Origin of the sequence: Bythopirellula polymerisocia (assembly GCF_007860015.1) — a bacterium.
Taxonomy (GTDB): domain Bacteria; phylum Planctomycetota; class Planctomycetia; order Pirellulales; family Lacipirellulaceae; genus Bythopirellula; species Bythopirellula polymerisocia.
The window spans coordinates 536,185-556,879 of the sequence record NZ_SJPS01000003.1 but is presented as its reverse complement, the minus strand read 5'-3'; the positions used below and the strand labels follow the sequence as shown (position 1 = coordinate 556,879).

At 50.7% G+C, this 20,695-nt stretch carries 11 protein-coding genes; 8 read left to right on the top strand and 3 right to left on the bottom strand.

Annotation, left to right across the window (positions count from 1 at the left end):
- The first annotated feature begins 21 nt into the window (after positions 1–21).
- The 6 genes from Pla144_RS11835 to Pla144_RS11810 are packed head-to-tail and all read left to right on the top strand — an operon-like array spanning position 22 to position 9,512.
- Positions 22–1,545: a hypothetical protein gene (locus tag Pla144_RS11835; protein ID WP_197530605.1), complete on the top strand. Its 1,524-nt coding sequence runs from the start codon at positions 22–24 to the stop codon at positions 1,543–1,545.
- Between the two features lie 23 nt (positions 1,546–1,568).
- Positions 1,569–2,867 (top strand): ribulose-bisphosphate carboxylase large subunit family protein, encoded by a 1,299-nt coding sequence (locus Pla144_RS11830; protein WP_146450877.1) that lies wholly within the window; start codon positions 1,569–1,571, stop codon positions 2,865–2,867.
- Positions 2,864–4,252, top strand: coding sequence for a four-carbon acid sugar kinase family protein (locus Pla144_RS11825; RefSeq protein ID WP_146450876.1), 1,389 nt, complete (start codon positions 2,864–2,866; stop codon positions 4,250–4,252). Before Pla144_RS11830 ends, Pla144_RS11825 begins: the two co-directional genes overlap by 4 nt.
- 39 nt (positions 4,253–4,291) lie before the next feature.
- Positions 4,292–4,951: an aspartate/glutamate racemase family protein gene (locus tag Pla144_RS11820; protein WP_146450875.1), complete on the top strand. Its 660-nt coding sequence runs from the start codon at positions 4,292–4,294 to the stop codon at positions 4,949–4,951.
- A 9-nt stretch (positions 4,952–4,960) separates the two neighbouring features.
- The gene (locus tag Pla144_RS11815; protein ID WP_146450874.1) at positions 4,961–6,298 is read left to right on the top strand and encodes a bile acid:sodium symporter family protein; all 1,338 of its coding nucleotides are present in this window, start codon (positions 4,961–4,963) and stop codon (positions 6,296–6,298) included.
- The gene (locus Pla144_RS11810) at positions 6,291–9,512 is read left to right on the top strand and encodes a DUF6298 domain-containing protein (RefSeq protein ID WP_146450873.1); all 3,222 of its coding nucleotides are present in this window, start codon (positions 6,291–6,293) and stop codon (positions 9,510–9,512) included. Before Pla144_RS11815 ends, Pla144_RS11810 begins: the two co-directional genes overlap by 8 nt.
- A 26-nt stretch (positions 9,513–9,538) precedes the next feature.
- Here Pla144_RS11810 and Pla144_RS11805 read toward each other — a convergent pair whose 3' ends face one another.
- Positions 9,539–11,578, bottom strand: a complete 2,040-nt coding sequence (locus Pla144_RS11805) for a glycoside hydrolase family 127 protein (RefSeq protein WP_146450872.1) — start codon at positions 11,576–11,578, stop codon at positions 9,539–9,541.
- Between the two features lie 229 nt (positions 11,579–11,807).
- Between Pla144_RS11805 and Pla144_RS11800 the strand changes: the two genes are divergently transcribed.
- On the top strand, positions 11,808–13,355 hold the full coding sequence (locus Pla144_RS11800; RefSeq protein ID WP_197530604.1) for an MGH1-like glycoside hydrolase domain-containing protein: 1,548 nt from the start codon (positions 11,808–11,810) through the stop codon (positions 13,353–13,355).
- Positions 13,352–15,763, top strand: coding sequence for a glycoside hydrolase family 95 protein (locus tag Pla144_RS11795; protein WP_146450871.1), 2,412 nt, complete (start codon positions 13,352–13,354; stop codon positions 15,761–15,763). Before Pla144_RS11800 ends, Pla144_RS11795 begins: the two co-directional genes overlap by 4 nt.
- A gap of 16 nt (positions 15,764–15,779) precedes the next feature.
- Here Pla144_RS11795 and Pla144_RS11790 read toward each other — a convergent pair whose 3' ends face one another.
- Together Pla144_RS11790 and Pla144_RS11785 are read right to left on the bottom strand one after the other, a co-directional pair.
- The gene (locus Pla144_RS11790) at positions 15,780–17,234 is read right to left on the bottom strand and encodes a DUF1501 domain-containing protein (protein ID WP_146450870.1); all 1,455 of its coding nucleotides are present in this window, start codon (positions 17,232–17,234) and stop codon (positions 15,780–15,782) included.
- 8 nt (positions 17,235–17,242) lie between these two features.
- Entirely contained in the window at positions 17,243–20,452 is a 3,210-nt protein-coding gene (locus Pla144_RS11785) for a DUF1553 domain-containing protein (RefSeq protein ID WP_146450869.1), read from the bottom strand.
- Between the last annotated feature and the right edge of the window lie 243 nt (positions 20,453–20,695).

The following is a 20,695-nucleotide window of genomic DNA, read 5'->3' as shown; positions in this document are numbered from 1 at the left end:
CCAACTATTCGGCAATGGGAAATGAGAGATAAACCTTTCATCCCCTGGGCCAAGAAACCAGGTGACCTGCCCCAAGCTTCGGTCCCCGCATTTCCCGGTGCGCAAGGAGGGGGAATGTACAGTTTTGGAGGGCGAGGCGGTCGAGTTTTTGTCGTGACGAATCTCAATGACAGCGGTCCAGGCAGCTTTCGTGAAGCACTGGAAGCGGGAGGACCTCGGTTTGTCGTCTTTAATGTTGCAGGAATCATCAGGCTGAAGGAGCGCATCTTAGTACGTGCCCCTTACTTGACAATCGACGGTAGCCACGCACCAGGAGACGGGATTTGTATTGCTGGTGACACTGTCGAAATTGACACTCACGATGTGATTATCCGCCACATGCGATTTCGTCGAGGGGCTACCTGGGTAGGGGATCGAAATGATTCTTTGGGAGGCAATCCCGTGGGAAACATAATCATTGACCACGTTTCAGCAAGCTGGGGCCTGGATGAAAACTTGTCGATGTACCGCCACATGTATGAGCCAGCCGACGGTAGTCTGGCTCAAAAACTGCCGACTGTGAACATTACCATTCAGAATTCGATCTTCAGCGAAGCGCTAGATACTTACAACCATTCTTTTGGGAGTACTCTTGGTGGCTACAACAGTACGTTCCATCATAATCTGTGGGCCTGCAATACGGGGCGCAACCCCAGTGTAGGCATGATCTACGATTTCAGCTTTGCCAATAATGTTCTATATAATTGGCGACATCGAACAATTGACGGTGGTGATCATCGAAGCTTCTACACCATCATTAACAACTATTTTAAGCCGGGACCGATTACTGATCGCTCACGTCCAATCAGTTATCGCATTCTCAAACCCGAGAAACGTAGAAGCCCTACCTTCAATCTGGATTTTGGAAAAGCTTATGTAGCCGGCAACATAGTCGAAGGAAATGAGCAAGTCACCAAAAACAACTGGGACTGTGGCGTACAATTCGAGGATAGCGAGCTTCTGCCTATTAACGAACAGTTAACGCAAAAAGAATTACGGTCAGGAAAAGCTGACCTTACACCCGAGCAGCGAAGAACTCTCGCGGAACAAAGGCGCATTGAAATTATGGCTCAGGTAAAGGCTGACAAGCCTTATCCTCATTCTTACCTCATGATCCAGCCTGCTAAAGAAGCCTACAAATTCGTGCTGGCCGAAGCCGGGGCAACGCTTCCAAAACGAGACGCCGTAGATCAGCGAGTGATTGAAATGGTCCGAACGGGAAAAGTTGGCTATCAGGAAGGAAAGGGGATCATCACTAACATTGAACAGGTTGGAGGGTATCCCAAATACCAGGGAGAACCTCTTGCTGATAGTGATGGCGATGGCATGCCGGATCAATGGGAGCTGCAATACAACCTCGAGCCTGACGACCCTAGCGATGCGTCAGGCGACCTGAATGGTGACGGGTACACGCACATCGAAGATTATCTCTACGGATTGGACCCTGGCACTTTGTACGTGCCATGGTCTGCCCCGAGAAACTATCAGGATTTATTTTGGCAATAGTCAGGGCCAGTGTTTGAATTGCTATGGAACGATTTTTCGCCACTTATCTGATTGAAACGCCGCTGGACATCGCGGTGGCTGCGGAGTCGTTGGCTGGTGAGCAGTCTTCCGGTACTTTTGTTTCCGTGCCAGGAGAAACCGAGGCACTCAAACAGCGGTTTGCCGCGCGGATTGAAAGCCTTCGAGAGCTTGAGCAGAGCGACACACCCAGCCTTCCAGGTTGCTTGAGTAGCGAGAACAGCTACAAGCGGGCGGAAGTCGTTATTTCGTGGCCCCTGGAAAATGTTGGATACAACTTGCCAGCGATCATATCCACAGTGCAAGGAAACCTCTACGAGCTTCGTCAGTTTTCTGGTCTTAAACTGATGGACCTGGAATTCCCGGCCTCTTTCAGGGAGCACTTCAGAGGCCCTGCCTTTGGTATCGAAGGGACTCGACAACTTGCTGATGTGCTGCCCGACCGTCCTCTGATCGGTACGATCATCAAGCCCAGTGTGGGATTGTCTCCCGAGGAAACTGCCAAGCTCGTCGAAACTCTTGTGGAGGCAGGCGTTGATTTCATAAAGGACGACGAATTGATGGCCGACCCTCCGCACTCTCCATTCAAAGAGCGAGTTGCAGTTGTCATGTGTGTGGTCAACGATCATGCGGCTCGAACGGGCAAAAAGGTCATGGTGGCGTTCAATATCAGCGACGAAATGGATCGCATGCTTGAACACTACGATACTGTAGTAGGGCAGGGTGGTACCTGCGCAATGGTTAGCCTCAATAGTGTTGGTATGGCCGGAGTCAAAAAAATCTGCGATCGTGGGCAACTTGCTATACACGGGCACCGCAATGGCTGGGGCATGCTCAATCGACACCCGTTTTTGGGAATAGAATTTAAGGCCTATCAGAAACTTTGGCGATTGGCAGGGATCGATCACATTCACGTCAATGGGATACAGAATAAGTTTTGCGAATCCGATGAGTCGGTTGTGCGTTCGATGAATGCTTGTCAAGAACCGATGTTGGGTGGTTTTCCGATCCTGCCGGTCGTTTCTTCCGGCCAATGGGGAGGGCAAGCCCCTGAGACTTACCGCCAAACCAAGACGGTCGATTTATTGTATCTCGCAGGGGGCGGTATTTTGGGACATCCTGATGGACCACGAGAAGGAGTCAAAGCCCTCCAGGAATCCTGGGAGGCTGCCGTCGCTGGCTTATCTCTGCAAGAGGCCATTCAGGAATCATCGGCTTTAAGGCGAGCCACGGAGAAGTTTTCAAAGCACAATTGTTCTAGTCCAGTTCAGACCCCTGCTTTACATGCAGCATCATCGCCATGAATGACTTGTTGCTCACATATTACGGTGACGACTTCACCGGCTCGACCGATGCGTTGGAATGTTTATCCCGAGCTGGGGTCCGCACTGCGCTGTTCACTCGGCCGCCTACTCGGGAAATGTTGGCCCGGCATAGTGGTCTGCAGGCAGTAGGAGTAGCCGGAACAACACGTTCTCTCTCTCCCAGCGCCATGGAGAAAGAGTTAGTCCATGCTTTCACGGCTTTGCAAGAACTGCAGCCTCGACATATCCATTACAAAGTTTGTTCCACTTTCGATTCCGCGCCAGAGATTGGCAGCATAGGCTGTGCAATTGATGTTGGTCGTCGAGTCCTTGGCTCCCCGAATGTTTCGCTGGTTGTTGGTGCCCCCTCCTTGGGCCGATATTGTGCGTTTGGCCACTTGTTCGCCACGGCGGGAGTTAATTACGGGGAAGAAGTCTTTCGTCTTGATCGACACCCTTCAGCAAGCGGTCACTCAAAGACACCGATGACAGAAAGCGATCTACGCATTCATTTGGGTAAACAGACGAAAGCCAAGTTAGCGTTGTTCGACTTGCTCAAGTTCAGCTTAACGGCTGAGCAACAACGACAAGAATTGAATCAACTCGTAGCTGCCGGGGCTGAGGTCGTACTCTTTGACGTGGTGAACGATGATCAACTGAAGCAGATAGGTGCACTGCTTGATCAGAGTGAAGGCCCAGAGTCCCTTCGGTTTGCTGTTGGTTCCTCTGGTGTGGAGATGGCGCTCTGCTCGCAGTGGGCTTCGATGGGTAAGCTGAAGCCTAGGGACAACTGGGAGAATCCTGGTAAGACAAGTCAAGTTCTCATCGTCTCCGGCAGTTGTTCGCCAGTCACTAAGTCTCAAATAGAATGGGCGGCCAAGAATGGCATCGTTGAAGTGGCAATTGATACCGCCTCGGTCGCCGCTGATGAAGGCTCGCATCAATCGATACAACGATCGGCAAACGAAGTGGTCGATCTTCTTAAATCGGGAAAAAGTGTTGTCGCGCACACTAGTAAAGGCAATTCCGACCCACGCATAGCTGCCACAGCAGAAGTACTATCTAAATGGAGTACCAATGGAGGGCCAAGTGCTAGTTGTAGCTCGCAGGTACTAGGCACAGCGATGGGCCGCTTGGTACGACAGGCATTGGACGAAACTTCAGTGCGCAGAGTTTGCGTAGCTGGTGGAGATACATCGAGCTATCTAGCCCAAGAAATTGGCATTGAAACCCTTGAGATGCTTTGTCCATTTGCACCTGGCTCACCGATTTGTACGGCTCACGCCCCCAACTCTCCTGCAGATAGAATTGAGATTAATTTCAAAGGAGGACAAGTCGGCTCAGAAGAGTTCTTTGGTTCACTTTTAGCGGGAACAATCCAATAGGTTATAACGATCGCTACGATCGAGATTAAGATTAGAAAAATGAATCGCAAAACGCTTGCCCTGGTTCACACATCCTCCACGCTCGCACCCGTATTCGAACGGTTGTGTAAGGAAAAGCTGCTTGATGTGGATTTACTTCACATCGAGGATGCGAGTCTTATACGGGATGTGATTGCAGATGGAGAATTAACAGCCGACACATTGGAACGAGTCCTGCACCATCTTACGACAGCCGAAGACACTGTCGCTGATTATATTATGGTGACTTGCTCGTCGATCGGTCCTGCAGTTGATGCCGCTCAGTCGCGGCTCCACAAGCCTGTATTGCGTGTGGACCAGCCTTTAGCTGAAGCGGCCGTAAAAATAGGAACGAATATTGGAGTGATCGCGACTTTGTCCACAACCTTGGTCCCAACCGTCGACCTCATCCGACGTCATGCAGTCAAGGTTGGTAAGGAAGTCAATATAGTTTCAGAACTCTGTGCTGGGGCATTTGAGGCATTCCTCGCTGATGACCTAGAGAGCCATGATGCCGCCGTGATGGAAGCTATCGAGAGGCTTGCTCCGACAGTAGACGTCATAGTCTTGGCTCAAGCTTCCATGGCAAGGGTAATGAGTGACTTCAAGGGAGATGAGATCAAGACACCTATTCTATCGAGCCCATCCCTCGCAGTGGACTATCTTGCGACTGTGCTTTAGTCTCATAGCATGGCAACTGCGAATAAACTCTTCCTCGGTATTGCGGTCTTAGCACTTTTGTTCGTCCTCGTTGGGGTATTCTGTGCCTCAGCCACGCTCTGGCACCCGGCGGCGGTGGTCTTCGCGGTGGCAACTGCACTTGGCTTCGGAGCATTTCCGCAACTTTCAGGCTATCGTTTCACTCTGTGGATCCTGGCTGCCGTAGTATCGGCAATGATCTATCCGAACTTCTTTCTCAGTCTTGGCCCGTTTGATTTTAAGTTCTTTCAGGTCTCCGCAATCGATCTTCAGAACAAGTGGTTGTTTCTGATTATTATTCAATTGGTGATGTTCGGAATGGGCACTAAGATGAGCTTCAAGGACTTTGCAGGGGTGGCAAAGATGCCTTACCCGGTCATCATAGGGGTGGGACTGCAGTTTCTTGTCATGCCGCTTCTGGGATACTCCTTGGCAAAGTTGTTCGCGTTCCCCCCGGAAATTGCTGCTGGTGTCGTACTGATTGGTTCTTGTTCTAGTGGTTTGGCTTCCAACGTCATGTGCTTTCTTGCTGGGGCTAATTTGGCCCTCTCGATCACACTCACTGCAGTAGCCACATTATTTGCTCCTCTCGCCACAACTTTCTGGATGCAGATGCTCGCGGGCGAATTTGTTGAGATTGATTCTAGGGCAATGTTACTCGAAATTGTCAAAATAGTACTGGTACCCATCGGCGCAGCAATGTTGCATGACTATCTCAAACATTCTTCAGTGCAGAAAAAAAGAATCGTCGTTTCACTGGCCCTAATTTGCGCAGGAATTATTATTCTATTGCTGTTGAAAGACTACCAAGCGTTCGAATCCTTCGATTTTCCTATATCTACGCCGGTTTTCGAAGCAATCCTAATGACCTGCGGTGCTGTGGCGTTTGGAGTCGCTTATCACTTTGTTGCAAGCAGGTTTCCCTCGATCGATCGAAATATTCATTTAATCTCGATGTTTGGTATTATTTACTTTACCGCTGTGACCACAGCGGCCGGAAGAGACAATCTCCTCGTAGCTGGCATGGCTCTAATCCTCGCAGCAATAATCCATAATCTTGCCGGATATGGGCTTGGATACTCACTCAGTCGGCTTGCTGGGCTCGATAAGAATTCGGCACTTACCGTGGCATTCGAAGTCGGAATGCAAAATGGTGGGATGGCATCCGGTCTGGCAAGGTTCATGGGCAAACTCGGGACCGTCGGCCTGGCTGCGGCTGTCTTCAGTCCGTGGATGAACATCTCCGGATCAATCCTGGCGATGCAAGTTCGAAGGCACAGACTCTCAAAAACTGATAACAACGACAGAAGTGAGAATTCCAGTGACTAGCAAGGTAGACAAAGCAGTGCGAACCGATGAACTCGAACGATCCACGCTCATCTCTTATCTAGCGAGGATTCAAGGCCTGGCCGGCCTATTGATTCTTGTGAGCCTGTCTGCAGTTTCCTTTGCTGAACCTGCAGTGAGACTGTCAGCTGAAGGGGATTTGAGTTACGCCCCCGATTCGCAAGGCAACATAATTCCTGATTTTTCGTATTGCGGCTATGACAATGGTTCCAGCAACGTTCCACAGATTCCAGTTCGGGTTCGAGTGAAGCCCGTTGAAGGGGATGATGGCAAGCGAATTCAGGCAGCCATTGATTATGTAGCTGGACTACCTGTTGACGATGACGGCTTTCGGGGTGCAGTGCGACTTGCCTCGGGAGAATTTCAAGTCGCGGGTCAGATTGTCATCAAGGCTTCCGGAGTCGTTCTGCAAGGGTCGGGCGCTGGTGAAGGGGGGACCACCATCGTTGCAACAGGTCAAGATCGCCGAGCAATCATCAAGGTTATCGGGGTGAACGACCGAGTATTTCGCGACAAACCAGCCATCCAGGAAATTCAAGAGAACTACGTCGCCGTGGGATCGAAAGAGTTTTCTCTCGACTCAGCTGATTCTTTCTCGGTAGGTGACCCGGTCGTGATCACCCGCCCTAGTACGGCAGAGTGGATCGAGGAGGTTGGTGGGAGAGCGGAGGGCATTGGCTGGAGACCCGGTTCTAGGGATATTAATTGGGATCGAATTGTCACCTCTGTCTCGGGAAACACGATAACTGTCGATGCACCCATCACGACTTCGCTGGACAAACGATTCGGAGGCGGATTGGTCCAAATCTACGACTGGCCTGGGAGACTTCAATATGTCGGCATCGAAGACCTTCGGCTAAAGTCGAGCTATGATCAGCAGAATCTCAATGATGAAGATCACTCCTGGTTTGGTATCACGATGGATAATGTCCAGGATGCATGGGTACGACTCACTACCTTTGAACATTTCGCCGGAGGAGCGGTTTTTTTGGGCCGAAATACAATTTCGATAAAAGTAGAAGATTGCGTTTCGCTGGCGCCGATATCAGAAAATGGAGGTTATCGTCGCCATACTTTTTTCACATTAGGGCAACTAGCCTTCTTTAACCGCTGTTGGTCGGAGTTGGGCCGTCATGATTTTTCTGTCGGGCATTGCGCCCCTGGTCCGAATGCGTTTGTAAACTGCCGCGCTGATCAGGCGCTTGGTGTAAGTGGCCCAATTGAGAGTTGGGCCTCGGGTGTACTCTATGACAATGTCCGCATCGACGGAAACGATCTTCAACTTCAAAATCGCTGGAACACGCCACCCGCTACTGGGTGGTCTGCCGCGAATTGTGTGATTTGGCAATGTCGAGCGGCAAACGTCCGATGCTTTCGTCCACCCGGCGCAAACAACTGGGCGATCGGAGTGTGGGCAACTCCCGCCGGGGATGGAGTTTTCGAAAGCTTGAGTGAATTCGTCAAGCCTCAAAGCTTGTATCAGGCACAGCTACGGCAGCGAATTGGAAAAGACGCTGGCAGCCGGATCGATCCGATTTTGGGCAAGCCTATTGCTGCAACAAACCCTAGTTACGAAGAGGCGGCAAAATTCCTCAAGCAGTCTGAGAAGCCAGCGAAGCGACTATTGGACATCATCCAAAGCAATATCGCGAGGTCCACGGCAGATAGGTCCTTGGGCTCCCAGACGGACGTACTTCAAAATGCGATTGAGCTTGACGATCTCGCCTCGCGAAATGCTCAAAGTGATTCATCGTCACCCATGCAAGCCTCGGAGGTCGGCAAAACGTTGTCTGTCGAGAATGGGTGGTTCGTTGCAGATAGGCAACTCATGATAGGAAAACGCCTTAAGCCAAGCTGGTGGAGAGGTTCCCTCCGCCCAGGAGAGGCAGTAGAGTTTGGTCACAACATCACACGGTTTGTCCCTGGTAGAGAAGGAGTCGGCCTCACGGAAGATGTTGAAACGGTGGTGGAAGACATGGTTTGGAGCGGCACGATATCTTATGAACATCACTACGGCCTGTGGTACGACCGCCGCCGAGATGATCATCTGATGGTAAGGCGTGCAGATGGTGCCGCGGCCCCACCATTCTACGAGCAACCTTTTGTCAGAAGTGGGGAAGGAGTCGCATGGGACGGCTTGAGCAAATACGACTTAACGAATTACAACCCATGGTATTGGAACCGTTTAACTCAATTTGCAAAGCTGTTTGATGAAAATGGTTTGTTACTCGTTCACAACAACTATTTTCAGCACAACATCCTGGAGGCCGGCGCACACTGGGCCGATTGCCCTTGGAGACCGGTAAATAATATCAATCAGACGGGTCTCCCAGAGCCGCCTCCTTATATCGGCGACAAGCGCCTCTTCATGGCCCAGCACTTCTACGACGTTTCCAATCCCGACATGCGGGCACTCCATCGTCGTTACATCCGTCATTGCCTGGAGGCATTCGCTGATTCCACCAATGTCATTCAGTTGACAAGCGCTGAATTCACGGGGCCATTGGAATTTGTCCAGTTCTGGATCGATACCATTGTTGAATGGGAAAAGGAGACCGATACGAATGTGCTAGTTGGACTTAGTTGCACCAAGGATGTGCAAGACTCGATACTGGCGGATCCTGTACGAGAATCCCATGTCGATGTCATCGACATCCGCTATTGGACCTATGACAAGAATTACCAGTTGTACGCGCCAGAAGGGGGGAAGTATCTTGCACCTCGTCAGCACATGCGTCAATTGAGACCTGAGGCGGCCTCCTTTGGCTCGATTGTCAAATCTGTAAGCGAATACCGGAACAAGTACCCGGAGAAAGTGGTGCTTTACAATGCGGATCTTGAATGTCGGAGTCCCACAGAGGGTTGGGCAGTACTCATGGGAGGTGGTTCACTGCCGATTGTGAGTCTGCCGCCTGAATTGGCTCGCAAAGTACCTCAGATGGTCCCCACGGACGACATTATCACGGGCGAAGAGCAGTGGTGCTTGGCGTCGCCCGAGGGAGATCTGCTGATCTATACCCAGAATCCAGGAGCTGAACTCATACTGTCTCTCCCAACTGCGATAAAAAAATTCCGAATGAACTGGATAGATACGAGCACAGGGAAGATCATCGATAAATCCAACATGCGTGCCGAAGGCAGTGTTAAGCTGTCGCCGAAATCAAAGGCGCTCTGGATTTCAAAGATCGAACCCTAGAGAAGCCATTCGTTGCCTCGATTAGACTACTGCAGCGGCAACCACACAGACATTTTAGTTGGTCCTCGATTTGCCCAAGCGTAATAGGGGATTAGGCGTAGCTGGAACTCCTGAGTAGGTGCTTTCTCGACTTCGCGGTAAAGCTCTGTACCCCATTCCGCAATCTGTTTGGCCACGGCAGTTCCCTCGAGCAAGATGACCCCCTGCAAGAAGTTAGCATCGAAACGTTCATGAAGACTTATATCCCTAGGAATAAGCACTTGCTCAAGTTCCACATCTTTTGGCAAATCAACCGATTCTAAACAATAAACGATCGGTCCGCGTTGAAATGCTACTTGATTCGTTGTTTCTTCCACTAAGGGGTTCGCCTCTATCAACTTCGCTGGCATCGGTAGATCTAGTTCGACCCGGTCGCCAACTTTCCATGGTCTAAGTAGTTCAAAAAATCCTTTGTCCGTGATCTCAATCTTTTGCTGCTTGTCATTGACTTTAACCGTCGCCCCGTCTGTCCAACCGGGTATTCGGAGGTTCAGGGCGAACTCCTGCTCGGGGCAAGCCTCGACTTGAAGCTTCACAGTTCCATTCCAGGGGTACTCCGTCTCTTGTGAAATCTGCAACGGCTTCCCCAGAAGTTCAGTCGAAAGCGTGTTGGCCCCATACAGGTTCAGCCAGAGGGCGTCGTGGCTCATGCTATAAACGTAGCCGCTGAGTTCAGCAATTGTGCGCAATAAATTGGGCGGACAGCAGAAGGACACAAAGAATGGCTGTCGAGTACGAGGATACCGTAGCTCAGTCGGCAAGGGATCGACGACTCGCAACGGATTGACGTAGAAATACTCTGTACCACTCAGGCTGACGCCACTCAGAATGCTGTTGTAGAGAGCAAGTTCGAGTACATCCAAGTATTTAGCATCACCCGAGATTTGAAACATTCGCCACGACCACATTAAGTTGGCGATATTCGCACAGGTCTCATTGTGCGCCGTGGTATTGGGGAGTTGGTAGTTCCGCCCATAAGCTTGATGTACACGTGTGATGTGTGCCTGGTCGTCGGATCCATCTGGCGAGGCACCGTCGTACAATGCTCCACTGGCCCCTGTAATATACATCTTCTTGTGGGCCATGTTCTCCCAGATAGATTCCAGCGGAACCAGTAAATCTGGTTCGCCCGTCTCGGCATACAAATCAGCTGCACCTGCGCAGAGATAATTCTCTCTTACTGCATGTCCCACTGCTTCTCGTTGTTCTACGAAAGGTATCCGATCCTGATTGTCGTCTCCTCCCTCCGTAACCAAGTTACGCATGGTCAGAAAGGTCTTTGCTAGCTCAAGGTAGCGTTCATCGCCGGTAGTGCGATACAACTCAACGGCCCCCATATAATGGGAAGGACAGATTGAATTGCGGGCCTGTTCTGGTGTGGGATCACGAAATGTCTCGATTAAGTAATCCGCCGCTTTCTTGGAGATGTCGAGAAGTGTTTTTTCGCCAGTCACGCGATAGTGCAGACAACCTGTCGTCATTAAGTGACCCATGTTGTACATCTCAAACGCGTGCCGATCCTGGAAAGGCTTCACGTTCTTGTCCCCGTTGCGCTGGGCAATGAGCACCGGTGTATGAATGTACCCATCCGGGCTTTGGGCCTGGCTGATCGCTTCGATGGATTGGTCGATGGCCGCTTTGAGTTGTGAATCATCTGTAACAGCGACCGTGGCGATAGCCGCCTCGAGCCATTTGTAGAAATCGCCGTCATTCCATTTCGCTCCATGATGATCACCTTCAGCACGTCCAGCCGCAATCAAGAAATGCTCTAAGAAGGGTTTGTATTTGTGGCCTTTCATGAGATCCCACATAGCCGGGATGGATTTCTCCCGGCACACTCGGACACGGTCTGCCCAAAATCCTTCTGTCCAATGCACCTCGTCAAAACCAACAGGTCGAACCACTGCGAATTGGCTATGCGAAGTGTCTACGACTTCCGCCGCGAAAATAAATCCCGACTCTCTGGCCCCAATACACGCAATCACCAACTGGGCAATTGTAAGAAATGGTTTTGAGAGTTCGAGCATTTTGAGAGTTCGCTGAATGAATTGGTGTCACTGGTTGCAGAAGACTAACCTCTGCCTGCAACAGTGATTCTACGTTAGTTTCCTGTCAAATTCCACTAAATGTATAGCGACTTGTTCAATGTCATTCTCGCAGCTAGTATTAACCAGACAATTGACTTCTTGCTGAGATCGTGACGTCTTTTTGCTAGTTTCCACAATGCTCAATGCTCCGCCAAAAGCGATTACTTTCTTGATCCGACTTGCTTTAGTTTGTGGCTCGCTCTTGCTTTGGCGATCGGACTTCAATTCTGCTCATGCAGAGGCGGCGGTTCTTAAGCCTGATGATTTCGCTCATCATTACGAGCGATTCAACGCCTGTGATAACGAGCAGGTAGTCAATGAGATTCCAAATGCAGATTCCTGGCTGTGGATGGTCGATCAAGCGCCACTGTTTGAATGTCCCTCCACGCGCCTGGAAGAAATGTACTATTTCCGCTGGTGGACTTACCGAAAACACATGAAGCGGACACCCGTAGGCATGGTCTTGACGGAGTTTATCCTCCCCGTCAGCCACGCTGGAGATTACAACACTGTCTCATGTGCCTTTGGACATCAGGTAGCTGAAGGCCGCTGGTTGCATGACCAGACATTCCTCGATGACTATACGCTGTTCTGGCTCCGCTCAGGACCTGGCGGAGGCCCGGCAGAACACTTCCATAAGTTCAGTAGTTGGGCGGCTGTGGCATTGTACGACCGTTATCTCGTCACCTTAGATCGCAGTTTTCTCGTAAGCATTTTGGAAGATTTGGTCGCAGACTATCGAACTTGGGAGGGTGAACGCCAGAGAGACGACGGTCTTTTCTGGCAGCACGATGTTAAAGATGGCATGGAAGAATCGATCAGCGGAGGTCGACGTGTCAAGAATATTCGCCCAACGATCAACAGCTATATGGTTGCCAACGCCCTGGCGATATCCCGCATTGCAGATCTGGCGGGAAAGTCGGAACTCAGCCAAGAATTTGCCAAGAAGTCAGAGGAGTTGCGTACTCTTCTAAATGAACAACTCTGGGACAAGGATTCCCAGTTCTTTAAAGTAGTCCTTGAAAACGGTGAATTCTCTACCGCTCGCGAAGCGATTGGCTTCATACCCTGGATGTTTGATCTTGCCGAACCAGAACACGCAGAGGCATGGGCGCAACTAATTGATCCTGCTGGTTTCCGTGGACCCTGGGGACTCACCACTGCCGAAAGACGACACCCAGAGTTTCGCACTCACGGCACCGGCACTTGCGAGTGGGACGGTGCCGTCTGGCCCTTTGCAACGAGCCAGACCTTGAATGGGCTCGCAAACCTTCTGCGGGGTGCCCCTCAATCTTTTGTCACCAAACGAGATTTCTTCGACCAGTTGATGTTGTACGCTGAAGCCCAACAGCAAGATGGGATGGCCTACATCGGCGAATACTATGACGAACAAACTGGCGATTGGCTGATTACTGGCCCGAAGGCCGAGCGAAGTCGCTTCTACAATCACTCGACTTTTAATGATCTCATAATCTCTGGTTTGGTTGGAATCGTGCCTCGGGATGATAATTTCATAGAAATTGACCCGCTCATCCCCAAAGATGTTTGGGATTGGTTCTGCCTCGATGGCGTGCAGTACCACGGTCAAACCTTGACAGTTTTCTGGGACCGTAACGGAGCGCGATACCATCGTGGCAAGGGTTTGGTAATCCTAGCCGATGGACAAGAAATCGGGCGGTCTCCGAGTTTGGGGCCGCTTACGGCGAAGTTGCCATGATAAAAAGTTTTCTAGAAAGCTATTTCCTGGCAGCATTGTTGACACTCTGTGTGGCTTTCTCGTGGGTTCCTCCTGCCAAGTCGGCTGAAGGTATTTCCACGATAACTTCAAATGAATCCAGACTGGAACTCTGGTACTCAGCTCCCGCCAAGCAGTGGACCGAAGCCCTGCCACTCGGAAATGGTCGAATGGGAGCCATGGTCTTTGGAGGAACTGCCCAAGCAAGATACCAGTTTAACGAGGATACCCTCTGGACCGGAGGTCCCCACAGCTACGCCCATCCCGGTGCGGCAGAATATTTGCCACGTATTCGATCACTGTTATTCGAAGGGAAACAGCGTGAAGCGGAACGACTGGCGACAGATCATTTCATGTCGGTTCCGATGCGACAAATGGCATACCAGCCATTTGGTGATCTTGTCCTTGAATTCACTGGACACGATGCCTTTGAGGACTGTCGACGTTCACTTAATCTCGACACGGCAATTGCATCTACGAAATATCGCGTTAATGGGATTCAGTACAAACGAGAATCGTTTGCTAGTTATCCCGATAGGGCAATAGTCATTCACGTGAACTGCGATTCGCCGCAAGGACTGGCGTTTACTGCGAGAATGAGTAGTCCACAAACGGATGTCTCCCTTGCTCCTGCAGGTGACCGCACTGTGGTCATGACTGGGCGCGTACGTGATACCGAACTCAACCGGGTTGGAACTATCGCAAGCAGGATGCGATTCGCCTCTCATCTCCAGGTTCTACACACGGATGGCAATACTTCGATTTCAGACGGAGTGCTGAGGGTAACAGACGCCAGCAGTGCAACAATGGTTCTTACAGGGGCAACAAGTTTTGTCGATTTCCAGGATATATCAGCAGATCCGGTGTCACGTAGCCAGCAAGACCTCGAACAAATTCACCATAAATCTTATGAAGAATTGAGAGCGGATCACCTTGATGACTATCAACGGCTATTCAGGAGGGTGACGCTCGACTTGGGGCCTTCGCCAAATGTGGATTTGCCGACTGACCAGCGTGTACTTCGGTATGCGGAGCATCCTGACCCGGAATTAGAGTCGCTATTCTTTCAATACGGCCGCTATCTGATGATTGCCTCCAGTCGCCCAGGTTGCCAACCCGCCAATCTACAAGGGTTATGGAACGACCAGCTTAGCCCGCCCTGGGATAGCAAGTACACCGTCAATATCAATACGGAAATGAACTATTGGCTCTCGGAAACCTGTAACCTCCCGGAGTGCAGCGAGCCCCTATTCCAAGCAATCAGTGAATTATCGCAGTCGGGTGGTGAGACTGCCCGCGTTCATTACGATGCTCCGGGCTGGGTTTTGCATCATAATTTTGATCTTTGGCGTGGCACAGCTCCGATCAATGCCGCAAATCATGGTATCTGGCCCACAGGCGGAGCATGGCTTTGTCAACATTTATGGTGGCACTATCTCTATTCAGGGGACGAGGAATTCCTTCGCAAGAAAGCGTATCCCATTATGGAGAGTGCTTCCGAATTCTTTGCGGATTACCTTGTTGAGGATCCCCGTGAGAATCAGAACTGGCTCATCAGTGGCCCCAGCAATTCTCCTGAGCAAGGGGGGCTGGTGATGGGTCCAACAATGGATCATCAAATCATACGCGAGCTGTTTGCCAGTACGATTGAGGCTGCTGAAATCCTTGAGGTTGACGAGAATCTTCGTATGGAGCTGAGTTCACGTGTAGCTCGCATAGCTCCGAATCAAATCGGCCAGCATGGTCAGCTGCAGGAGTGGCTTGAGGATATCGACGATCCGAGCAATGACCACCGCCACGTGTCTCATCTCTGGGGACTATTTCCTGGAGAGGAAATTACCCCAGATACTCCGAAACTGTTTGGTGCTGCAGAAAAATCCCTCAATTTTCGTGGCGATGAGGGAACGGGATGGTCTCGTGCCTGGAAGATCAACTTCTGGGCTCGCTTGCGAGATGGCGATCGTGCCCATCGTGTATTGCATGGATTGCTGAGGCTTACGGATTCGCCTCTCACGGATTATAAGGGAGGTGGAGTCTACTCCAACCTGTTCGATGCCCATCCTCCGTTCCAGATTGACGGAAACTTCGGTGCTACAAACGGCATCTGCCAGATGCTCTTGCAGTCGCACCGCAGAACAGGCGATGGATTGTGGTTGGTGGAAGTCCTGCCCGCTTTGCCATCCGCCTGGCCCACGGGGGCGTTCACCGGTCTTCGAGCGCGAGGTGGGTTTGAAGTCGATATAGCCTGGAAAGACGGAAAACTTGAGACTGCGTCAATCAGCAGTTCAAAAGGGGGTTCTTGCATACTTAGTTGTGGATCTCAACAGACCACCGTTTCCCTTGCCCCTGGGGAAACCAAGACACTGGATGGTGCGCTTATCATCCAGTGAACTTCTGAGAATCGGGCTAGACCAAAATGTCATGTTTTACGATCCCATGAACATCAGTGAGTCGGTAACGCCGCCCCTGGAATTTATAGTTCAATAGTTCGTGGTCGATTCCCAAGAGATACAACATCGTGGCATGCAGGTCGTGAACGTGCATGGGTTGATCGACGATATTGTAAGAAAAAGGGTCGGTCTCACCGTAAACCATCCCCCCTTCAACACCGGCGCCTGCCAGCCACATAGTAAAACAGCGCGGATGATGATCTCGCCCATAGTTGTCGGCGGTCAGCTTTCCTTGGCTATAACTGGTACGGCCAAATTCGCCCCCCCAAACAACCAGTGTGTCTTCGAGCATGCCCCGCTGTTTGAGATCGCGAATCAGCGCCGCACAAGGCTGATCAGTAGCACGGCACTGCGCGGCAATCCCCTTAGGAAGATTGGAATGTTGGTCCCAACCGCGGTGGAAGAGTTGGATGAAACGAACATCACGTTCTGCCAGCTTACGTGCCAGCAGGCAATTCGCGGCAAAGGTGCCTGGTTCACGCGAATCAGGACCATACATGTCAAAGGTGCTCTCCGACTCACTACTCATGTCGGTAACCTCCGGCACTGAGGTCTGCATTCGAAAAGCCATTTCATATTGGGCGATGCGGGCATTGACCTCCGGATTGAGTGTTTCTGCAAGACGCAATTCATGAAATTCGCGTAGTCGGTCCAACATGCGGCGGCGGGATGGGCCAGACACTCCAGCAGGATTGTTGAGATAGAGCACGGGATCCTTGCCAGCTCGAAACTGGACTCCTTGATGGACCGAGGGCAAAAATCCACTTCCCCACAATCGAGAATAGATCGGTTGACCAGTCCCTGCTTTGGTCACCAGGACGCAAAAGCTAGGGAGATTTTCATTCGCAGTACCCAAGCCATAACTGAGCCATGATCCAATTGAGGGTCTTCCTGCAATTTGCGATCCGGTTTGGAAAAAGGTAATTGCTGGATCGTGGTTGATCGCCTCGGTATGCATCGAGCGAATTATGCACAGATCGTCGACAACTTTCGCAGTGTGCGGCAACAGCTCGCTAACCCAAGTGCCATGACGACCATGCTGAGCAAACTTGAATAACGAGCCTGCCAAAGGCAGCGTTGACTGATTACCAGACATGCCTGTGAGCCGCTGTTTACCGCGTACGGAATCCGGTAGTTCCTGTCCATTCTTTTCGTTTAAGAGCGGTTTATAATCCCACATGTCCATCTGAGAGGGGCCGCCGCTCATGAACAAATAGATCACTCGCTTCGCCTTAGGGGCAAAATGTAGGGATTTTAATACACCGCCCGATTCGTTGCCTGCCGAAGCATGCACACGATTCTCGGTTCCACCCACCATTTGAGCCAGAACCGCTGATCCCAGTCCAATACTTGTGCGACCAAAGAAATGTCGACGTGTCAAAAGTCGCTTAATCTCTGCTTCTGGATTCATTTTTGCACTCACTTAACGATGGCATCAAAATGGTTCATGATCGTCTGGGCGACAACAGTCAACGCCGCCAATTGAGCGGGGTCGATCTTTCTGTCGTTTTGATGATCGCCAATGTTGAGGAATTTGTCAGCGAATGACCGATCGCTCTTGTAGTAATCCAATTGTTCTTCATAAAGCTCACTGAGCACCTTTTGCTCTGCACCTGTTGGCATTCGACTAGTGAAAGATCGAAACAAATCATCCAGGCGATCCGTGCTGCTATCCGATCCTTGTAACAGCGACTTCTCTGCAGCCGCGCGGGCAGCTTCGACATACTGTGGATCGTTCATCAAGAGCAAAGCTTGCAGCGGAGTAGTTGTCATCTGCCTGTTTACTACGCAGACTTCTCGATTGGCCGCGTCGAAAGTAATCATTGAAGGTGGCGGCGAAGTCCGCTTCCAAAAAGTATACAAACTTCGCCGGTGACTGCCTTCGCCGACGTCTCGAACATAAGACTCGCTTCCCTTCTCCTCCCACAAGCCTGGGGGTTCATAAGGCTTTACGGGAGGACCACCTCGCTTTTCGACAAGCAGCCCGCTGGCAAAGAGAGCACTGTCGCGCATCATTTCTGCTGTGAGCCTCTGCTGAGGACCACGCGCCAACAATTCATTGTGAGGATCGCGTTCTCGCAAAGCGAGATTGCATTGGGGACTTTGCCGATAAGTATTTGACATTACGATTTGCTTCAGCATTGCCTTGAGATCCCAGCCCGATTCGATGAACGAGAACGCTAGGTAGTCAAGCAATTCCGGATGGGATGGCAATTGCCCCTGACTTCCCAGATCGTTTGCCGTGGCCACCAATCCGCGCCCGAACAGCATTTGCCAATACCGATTCACGGCAACCCGCGCGGTCAGCGGGTGATTAGGATCAGTCAGCCACCGAGCTAAACCTAGGCGATCTCGAGGTAATTCAGGATTCATGTCAGGCAGACTCTTTGGAGTATTAGGCACTACTTCTACTTGAGGGGAGTCGTAGGCACCTCTCGCCAACAGATATGCAGGTCGCCGCTGGGACAATTCCCGCATCACCATGATTTCTGGCAACTCGTCCAATAATCGGCTGCGCTGTTGCCTGAGCAACTTCAGCCCCTGCAAAGCGTCTCGATATTTCTCATTGTGATTCACAAAGAGCTTGAAGAGTTGCTCACGTTCGAGCTGAGATAACTCCTGTCTATTTCGCCCAAGCAAATCGGTTAGCATATTCCCACCGTGGAGTTCTGCCACTTCTAAGGGAGTTAGTTCACAATCATAGATCTGTAACTCGTCGATTGCCCCCTCCTTGAAGCCACGATCCCGAAATCGTTGTCCAAGCGTCAACCGATGTGCCTGGGCAAAGTCTTCTTCGCCACCAAGGTATTCTTCTCTTTTGTAGAGAATTGTTTTAGTCAATTGGTCAGCAATTATTTCAGTAGCAGTCGGGTTGCCATTCACAAAGAGTTTGAGCCCGTCGGCTCGACTCGATCCATCGTAAGTCAAGCAGATGTGAACCCACTCTTTCAGGGGAAGCTTGTTAGTCGTTCTCACACTAATTGCGTTTCCTGGCAGGAAATGTATCAATGATCCTTGTAGCTTCCCGTCAGAAATCAAAACCTCATACCCTCGGCTACCTGCATCTGTCCAGGATCGCGATCGATGGAGCACGACGGCACGTGATTTTTCATCTGGTGTATTTAGCCAGAAGCTGATCGAAAACGCGTCATCGCGAGTAAATTTGCCACCAACATCCGTTGAAAAGTTGTTTTCACCGTTGAACTTCAGTGCCTTGCCAAATCGACCGGATATAAGATCCGGATTGCCTTCGAGTTCGGCGGACTCTTCGGAATGAACACGATTCGCCAACGAATCGCGATCAAGCCCATCCATAGAAAAGATCCCAATAGGCCCGTCTCCATCAATCGAGACCAACCCCTTTTCTAAATCCTTCACGAATTGAGATCGAGTTTGCTCGGCAATCTTTTTTAAATCGGACTCGGCAATCTCGATTTTCTGTTCCAACTCTGAGAGCACCTCTTTTTTCGAGGGTGTTTCTTGCAGCAAAGTTGGTGTGGGCACCGCATCTGTAAAATGTGAATAAAGTCCACTCTCATTGATATTATTAAAAAATGCGTACAGCTCGTAGTATTCACGCTGAGTAATGGAATCGAATTTGTGGTCATGACAACGCGCACATTGAATCGTCAAGCCGAGAAAAGCAGTCCCGAATGTATCTACACGATCCACTACATACTCATTGCGGAATTCTTCCTCGATGCTCCCTCCTTCATTGGTTTGCCGATGTAATCGATTGAAAGCAGTCGCAAGTATTTGTTCGTCCGTCGCATTCGGCAAGAGATCGCCTGCCAGTTGCCAGATAATGAATTGGTCGTAGGGAAGGTTCTCATTAAAGGCCTGAACGACCCAGTCTCTCCACTGCCAAACCGCCCGATATCGATCCGCTTGATAACCGTAGGTATCCGCATAGCGTGCAACATCGAGCCATTCGACTGCCAGCCGCTCGCCGAATCGGGGGGACTGTAGAAGCCGGTCAACGACACGCTCATATGCATTCTCTGTAGAATCACTTGAGAAGGTGTCAATCTCTTCTACCGTCGGTGGGAGCCCTGTTAAATCAAAAGAGACTCGTCGAATCAACTCTTCGCGAGTAGCCTCGCCTGTTGACTCCAGACCTTCGTGTTCCAGCCGATCCAGGACAAAGCGATCGATGGAATTTGCGATATACTTTCCATCAGGAACTTGGACAGGTAAAAATGCCCAGTGCTGCTTCCACTCAGCACCTTGCTCGATCCAGCGACGTAACAGGGCAATTTCTTCTTCAGAAACCGAAAGCTTGGAATCCGCCGGAGGCATGCGGAAGTCCTCGTCAGCCGATGTCAATCGCGAAAGGATCTCGCTCTGTGCAGGCTTAATGGGAATGATCGGGTGTGCCCCAGAGTCCGCCTCACCGAAGGCCGAATCACGCAGATCAAGACGAAATCCCCCTTCCCGAGTCTCCTCATCAGGACCGTGACAGGCATAGCAGCGGTCTGAAAGAATCGGCTTAATGTGAAAATTATAGTCGACAATCTCTGGTAAAACCGCATTGGCTGATGCTGGAAATAGTACTGCAGCCAGGATAAGAACCAATCGCGTCCTCAATTGGTTTCTAATTTGCAGGATTGGTGGGCAATAAGATTCCATGAGTTTCCAAGGATACAAAAAAGTTCGCTCCGGTATTAATATTTAAGAAAAGATGGAATCCAGAGCTTCGATTAGCGAGAGAAGCCTCAATCTCGAAAATACTGATATCATCCATTGTACCTATGCCTTGTCAGTTAGAGCAGGATAGAAGGTCGTTGGGGTTGCAATTCTTTGCTGTTTTTTCGCACTTTGAGCAGTAGGAACAGACAATGGGTTTACTGTAGCGCATTCGGAATTTTTTGC